This window comes from Myxococcus sp. AB025B (assembly GCF_006518215.1).
GTDB lineage: Bacteria > Myxococcota > Myxococcia > Myxococcales > Myxococcaceae > Myxococcus > Myxococcus fulvus.
The window spans coordinates 1-6,072 of sequence record NZ_SRLW01000442.1; the positions used below are offsets into that span (position 1 = coordinate 1).

At 74.5% G+C, this 6,072-nt stretch carries 2 protein-coding genes and 1 pseudogene; 1 reads left to right on the forward strand and 2 read right to left on the reverse strand.

From position 1 onward, the window contains the following. On the reverse strand, positions 1 to 4,211 hold a 4,211-nt coding region (locus FL311_RS40270), incomplete at its 3' end, for a hypothetical protein (RefSeq protein ID WP_141332943.1). Between the two features lie 22 nt (positions 4,212 to 4,233). Here FL311_RS40270 and FL311_RS40275 point away from each other — a divergent pair. Continuing rightward, positions 4,234 to 5,253: a glycosyltransferase gene (locus FL311_RS40275; RefSeq protein ID WP_141332944.1), complete on the forward strand. Its 1,020-nt coding sequence runs from the start codon at positions 4,234 to 4,236 to the stop codon at positions 5,251 to 5,253. Positions 5,254 to 5,259: 6 nt separating this feature from the next. Here FL311_RS40275 and FL311_RS40280 read toward each other — a convergent pair. After that, positions 5,260 to 6,072 (reverse strand): annotated as a pseudogene (locus tag FL311_RS40280) (RluA family pseudouridine synthase); the annotation flags it as partial.

Sequence of the window (6,072 nt, forward strand, 5' to 3'; positions counted from 1 at the left end):
GCTCGGGGCCTCTCACCTCGGGGCGCGCGGGGCTGCGGGTCCGCGCGAGGCGCGGGGGCGCTCTCGCCGAAGACGACCGTGGAGCCCGACGGGGCGGGACGCTCCAGCTCCGGGCCGAGCGCGGCGAGACTGTCCTCGCGGGGCGCGGGCTTCTCCACGCGAGCGAGGACTGGGGGCGCGGGTTTCTCCGTGCGCGCACCGGCGGGCGCAGGCTTCGCGGCGCGGGGCGCGGGGTTCTCTCCTCGAGACGCATTGCCGGGCGCGGCGCCGGTGGAGAGCGCGGGCTTCTCCGGGCGAGATGCGTTGCCGGGCGCGGCACCAGTGGAGCGCCCGGGCTTCTCCGGGCGAGATGCGTTGCCGGATGCAGGCCCTGCCGGGGGCGCCGGCTTCTCCGTGCGAGATGCGTTGTCGGGAGCGGCGCCGGTCGATGGAGCGGACCGCTCATGACGAGGCGCGTTGCCGGGGACCGCACCTGCGGAGGGACCAGGCTTCTCCGTGCGAGATGCGTTGCCGGGTGCCGCCCCCCTCTCCGTACGAGGCGCGCTGGCGGGCGCACCACCGCCGGGCAGAAGGTCCCTCTCCGCACGAGACGCATTGCCGGGCGAGACATCGGCGGACGCAACGGGCTTCTCCGCGCGAGGCGCGTTGCCGGGTGCCGCCCCCCTCTCCACACGAGGCGCGCTGGCGGGCGCACCACCGCCGGGCAGAAGGTCCCTCTCCGCACGCGACGCATTGCCGGGCGAGACATCGGCGGCCGCAACGGGCTTCTCCGCGCGAGGCGCGTTGCCAACCGCTGCACCCTTCTCTACACGAGGCGCGCTGGCGAGCGCACCGCCGCCGGGCAGAAGGTCCCTCTCCGCACGAGACGCATTGCCGAGCGAGACATCGGCGGACGCAACGGGCTTCTCCGCGCGAGGCGCGTTGCCAGCCGCTGCACCCTTCTCCGCACGAGACGCATTGCCGGGCGAGACACTCGTGGGCGCATGAGTGCGCGGAGAGGAAGCGTTGGCGGACAGCCCGTCGGCGGGCTGCGCGGACTTCCCACCTCGCGGACCCGGGCTGTTCGTACTCGACGGCCTCGCGACGTCGCCGGGTGCGCCCCTCTCGCCCCTGTCACTCGGGCTGTTCGCCCCCGGGGGAAGTGCGGACCTCTCGGCACGTGGGCCCTGTGCGCCGGAGGGAACGGCAGCGGCGCCCGCCTGCGGCGGTGAAGCGGATGCCCCGGACGCACCACTCGCCGCCGACGGCCCCGTCGTCCTGTCGCCTCGAGGAGGCGCGATGCTCGTCGCCTCGACGCTCTCTCCTCCCGGCGGAACATTCGGGTCGGAGCTCGAGGTGATCTCCTCGGACAGGTCTCCGCCCGCCGCCACGAGCGACGTCGACTTCGCGGGAGAGGGAGCCAACGGAGACCGCGGCCCACTGGACTCGCGGCGAGGCGTCGCGCCGCGGGGCGGCTCGGGCGGCGGCAGCGCCGCTTCCCGCTCCTCACGCGCCAGCCTCAACCCTTCCGCGCGCCGCGCGTAGACCTGCGCCCGCTCCGCGTTGCCGAGCGACTCGCGCCACAAGCGCGCCAGCCGCTCCCACGTCTGCTCGCGTTCGAGCTCGTCCTCGGTCGCGGTGGCCGCATGCTCCAGCGCCCAGGCCGCCTCACCCTGGTTGCCACGCGCCCACAACCGCTCCACGAGCAGGAGCCACGCCTCCTTGTGCCCCGGCTCGAAACGCACCGCCTGGCGAAGCTCCCCCAGCGCGGCCTCCATCTCCCCGGCGGCCTCCAACGTGGCCACCAGTTCGAGCCGCGCCTGTCGCGCCGCGGGGCCGCGTGACTCCCGAGCCAGCTGCGCGCGCAGGAGCTGCCCCAGCGACTGCGTGTCCCCCAACTCGCGCGCGAGCCACAAGAGCCGCTCCCGAGCCTGCTCACTCTCGGGGTTCTCGGCGAGCACCTCACTCCAGGCCCACTGCGCCAGCTGCGAATCACGCAGCTGCTCCTCGGCGGTGCGCGCGAGCACCCGAAGCGCCTCGGCCCGGTCGGGCGTCCGACGCTGCAATCCCGCGAGCACGGTGCGCAGGCGAGACGCCAGGGAGCGTCTCTCTTCGCCCTCGACACAGAGCAGCAGCCCCGCCAGCGCGGGCACCATCCCCGGCACCAGCGCATCCGCGGCCTCGAAGTCCACACGGGCCTTCTGGAGCTCCCCCATGTGCAGCCAGCGCTCGCCTCGCGTCAGCAGCGCCGTCGCACGCGCCCGCCCGCTCCGCGCTCGCTGGATGGCCTCGTCGAGCGCGCGCCGGACCAGCGAGGCATCATCACGAGAGGACAACAGCCGCACCTGCTCACGAAGCGCGACGCGATCTCCCGTCAGCTCGACGATTTCGCCGTACATGCGCGCGGCGCCCGCGGGGTCCTGGAGCTCGGTCTCCATCACCTCCGCCAGTCGCGTCAGCGCCTCCGCGCGCACCGCCGGGTCCTTCGCCCGGTCCGCGCGCTTCAGGTACAGCTGGGCCAGCTCCTTCCACGCACGACGCGCGATGAACTGGGCCTCCAGCTTCTGGGAGTGCGCCCACTCCTCCGTGTCCTCGCCGTGGACATGCTCGCCCGACCCCGGACGTCCCGAGCGCGGCGGCACCGGGGCGCTGCTGCTTCCCACGGGGGCAGGCGCGGCTCGACCCGCGTTATCGCCACCCGTGGATGCGCGCCCGAGTGCGGCGAGGAGGTCCGCGAGCGGAACCTCCGTCGTCTCCGAGCGCGGAGCGTCCTCGATTCGAGTGGGGCCAGCGCCCCGCGCGGAGGGCTCCGCTTCCGCGGGCTGGAGGACGGGAGGCTCCGCAACCGCCGGGTTCCCCTTCGGGAGCGCGGGCCGCGGCGCAGCCGGCTCCTCGGCCGCGTCGTCCCAGGGAACCGAGAGTGCCCCCAGGCGGACCGCGGGCATCTCGACCTGGGTCTTCGCGGGCAGGTCGGTCTCGGAGGGCGGAGCCTCCAGCAGCGGACGCGCGGAGCCCTCGATGGCATCCGCAGCGGTATCCGCCGGGCCAACACGCGTCGGGAGCCCGACAGCAGGGACCGCGCCGGACGAGCCATCGGGAGCCCCTTCGACGGGGACACCGTTCGTCGTGCCCGACGCTTCGCGAGCTTCATCGCCAAGTGGCAGGGCCAGCGCATCGGTACGACTCACACTCGGTTCCGTACTGGCGAGTGGCGAGGCCGCCACCTCCGTCGGCTCACGCGGCTGCGCGTCCTCGCCCGCCGCGGCACGCGCGCCCTCCAGCAGAGCCCCCGTCGCCGCGTCCTCTCCCGCCGAAGCCCGAACCTCCTCTCGCGCAACAGACCCGGAAGACCGACTGGCCGCGCTCGACGCGTCGACCCGCGACACACCCTCGACCGCCGATGCCTCACCCGTCGTCGCCGAAACCCGCGCGTGCGCCACCGGCTCCGTCGGCGTCACCTCCCATGGCACGGCTCCACCACCCGTGCTCTCCCGAGGCTCGCCCTCCAGTGACCGAGCGGCCCCGGAGGTCTCCAATCCCAGGGGCGGCCCCTCCACCTGGAACTCCACCCGCGACAACTCCATCGTCAGCGAGCGCGGCGCCACCGGTGTCACCTTCGGCGCCACGCCCGAGGTGTCCACCACCGTCGCCGCGTGGTAGTCGACCTCTTCCTCCTCCCAGATGGACACGCCCTGCGCGCCCGTCTTCTTCGTCGGCAGCTTCTCCAGCACGCTCCCCACGGGCGCGGCGGCGGGCTTCGTGCTCTTCGCTCGGAGCGCCTCCAGGACCCGCCGCGCGCGGCGCTCGTCCGGGAACTCCCACGTCAGCGCGTCGAGCACCGCCACCGCGCGGGTCCCCTGCCCCGTCTTGCGCAACAGGCGCGCGAGCTGTCGGCGCACGGCGAGCCGGACCTCGGCGGACTCTGTGGGCGGCACGGCTTCCAGCAACCCGATGGCAACAGTTTCGGCCCCCGCCAGTCGCCCGAAGCGCACCAGCGCGGAGGCCAGGCGCGGCGTCATCGGCAGGGTGCGGCGGGCGGTCGTCAGCTCCTCGAACGCCCGGGCGGCGGAGCCCTCGCGCAGCCAGCGCGCGGCGGCCCGGAAGTGCCGAGCCACCCCTTCCGCCACCTCATCCGTCGACCCGACGTCGAGCGTGCCGGCTCGCGGCACCTCCTGTCGGACGGCCGCGGGCTCCGGCGTTCCGGCGCCCTTGCCGTTTCTCACGCCACCCATGGGTGCGGCAGTCTACACAACGATGGCCATCCCGGTTGTCACCGTCCTCCTTCCCGCTCGAAATGCCGAGGCCACCGTGGCCCGCGCCGCCCGGAGCCTGCTCGACGGCACCCTCCAGGACCTCCGGCTGCTGGCCATCGACGACGGCTCCACCGACGCCACCCGCGCCGTCCTGGAGGCCCTGGCCGCCCGGGACTCGCGCGTGGAGGTCCTCACCGGCCAGGGCCGGGGCCTCGTCTCCGCGCTCCACCTGGGCCTCCTGCAAGCCACCTCCCCCTACGTCGCCCGGATGGACGCCGACGACGAGGCCCTGCCCCGGCGCCTCGAGGCCAGCCTCCACGCCCTGGAGGCGGACCCCGGGCTCGCCGGCGTGGGCACCGCCGTGGAGCTCTTCCGGGACGACCAGCCGGTGAGCCCCTCCCTCCAGTCCTATGCGCGGTGGATCAACAGCCTGACCTCCCCCGAGCAGCTCTTCCACGCCCGCTTCATCGAGAGCCCCCTGTGCCACCCGTCCGTCTGCCTGCGCCGCGAGGCGCTGACGTCCACCGGCGCCTGGCGGGACGGGGACTTCCCCGAGGACTACGCCCTCTGGTTGGAGCTGCTCGAGCAGGGCCACGCCCTCAAGAACCTGCCCGAGGTCCTCCTGCGCTGGCGCGACAGCCCCGCGCGGCTGACGCGGACGGACCCGCGCTATGGCCTCGAGAGGCTCATGTGGACCAAGGCCCGCTACCTGGTGGCCCGCCGCGGCCCCCTCTCGAAGGCCCGCGTCTGCACGCTCTGGGGCTCGGGCCCGAGCGGCAAGCTCATGACGCGACTGCTCCGTGAGCACGGCGTGGAGGTGCGGCGCTACATCGACGTGCATCCGCGCAAGAAGGGCACCCGGCTCAACGGGATTCCCGTCGTGGGCCCCGAGGAGCTGGGGCCGCCGGGACAGGAGCCGCTCCTCGTCTGCGTCGGCGTGCGCTGGGCCCGAGAGGAGCTGCGTCGGGACCTGGCCCACCTGGGCTGGGTCGAGGGCCGGGACTTCACCTGCGTGGCCTGAGGCGCGCTACTTCTCGGGCACCGCGCCGCTCGGCACCGCGACGCCCGCGAGGGTGAAGAAGCGCAGCAGGTCCTCGGGCACCGGCGCCTCCACCGAGAGCGTCCGCCCCGTGTCCGGATGGGCCAGCTCCAGCGCGTGCGCATGCAGCAGACACCGCGCCGCCTCCGTCCCCGCCGCCTTCGCCGCGCCGCCATAGCGAGCGTCCCCCAGAATCGGTGCTCCCAAGGCCGTCAGGTGCGCGCGCAGCTGATGCGTGCGGCCCGTGTGCGGCAGCAGCTCCACCACGCAGAACTCCGGCCCGGCATACAGCGTGCGGAAGTACGTCAGCGCGGGCACCCCGTTGGCGGCCCGGCTCGCCCGCCACCGCCCCGGACGCGACGGGTCCTTGGACAGCGGCAGGTCCACCTTGCCCGACGCGGGCAGCCCCGGCCCCGTGGCCGCCACGTAGCGCTTGCGCGCGCGTCCCTCGCGAAACTCCGCCGCCAGCGCGGACGTCGCCCGCGCCGACTTGCCGAACACCGTCACGCCCGACGTCTCGCGGTCCAACCGGTGCACCAGCCCCGCCTCGCGTCCCAGGTACCGGCTCACCTGGTCCACCAGGTTGCCCCCCACGCGCGCCTCCGTGGGCTGCGCGGGGAGCCCCGCTGGCTTGTCCACCGCGAGCACCTCCGCGTCCTCGTGCAGGACCCGGAACGTGGGGGCCTCCGGCGCCTGGGCCAGCGAGCTCGTCCCCCCCCTCCTCCAGCACCACCGCCACCACCTGCCCGGACGTCAGCCGCAGCTTCGCGTCGCGGCAGCGCTTGCCGCCCACGTACACGG